Annotated in this window: 1 protein-coding gene; it reads right to left on the bottom strand. The window is 36.3% G+C overall.

Annotated elements, in window-relative coordinates; all coding sequences use genetic code 11:
• Positions 1-67: 67 nt before the first annotated feature.
• On the bottom strand, positions 68-768 hold a 701-nt coding region (istB, locus tag V514_RS0118600), incomplete at its 5' end, for an IS21-like element helper ATPase IstB (RefSeq protein WP_029501256.1).

The raw sequence follows: 768 nt of genomic DNA, 5'->3' as shown, positions 1-768 counted from the left end.
TGTATTATGCAAGATAAAATTCCTTCAAAATGCAAACTAAAATTCCAGCACCCTTCGGTTATTTAGTTTAGAGATTTATACTAGAATGTTGATATCTATAACTTGGACCCTGAAATGCAATAAGGTGACTATGATGAACTAATCGATCAATTAATGCAGCGGTTAATTTTTCATCATAGAAGATGGTCGACCATTTACTGAATTCCAGATTGGTTGTTAAAATCAGACTCTTACGCTCATAACACGCTGATACAACTTGAAATAATAATTGCGCACCTTCTTGACTAAGAGGCAAAAATCCCCACTCGTCACAAATTAATAAATCTGCTTTCTCAATTGTTTTTAAGAACTTAGCGAGCCGTCCTTCCTGCTTTGCTTCAATAAGTTCGTTTACTAAAGCGGCAGTGCGATAAAACTTCACTATTTTCCCTTGATGACATTGTTCCACGCCTATGGCGGTTGCTAAATGAGTCTTTCCTACGCCAGATGGTCCATAAAGAATCAAATTTTGTTTTGCTTCAATAAAACTACCTGTTTGAATTGTAGTAAGATTGATACTGGCCGGTAATGAAACTCGGGTAAAATCATAATTTTCGTATGTCTTAATGATATCGAAATTCGCATTTTTAATTAATCGATTTGTCCGTGCGACTTCGCGGTGTCCAACTTCTATTGCTAAGAGCTTCAGTAAAAACTCTTCATGTGTTTCTGCTTCAATTTGTTGATATTCTTCGCTCATTCGACTTCCCAAACGCAATTCCCGACAAT

This window comes from Kurthia huakuii LAM0618, assembly GCF_000505545.1.
GTDB lineage: Bacteria > Bacillota > Bacilli > Bacillales_A > Planococcaceae > Kurthia > Kurthia huakuii.
This window is presented reverse-complemented; position numbering and strand designations above follow the sequence as displayed.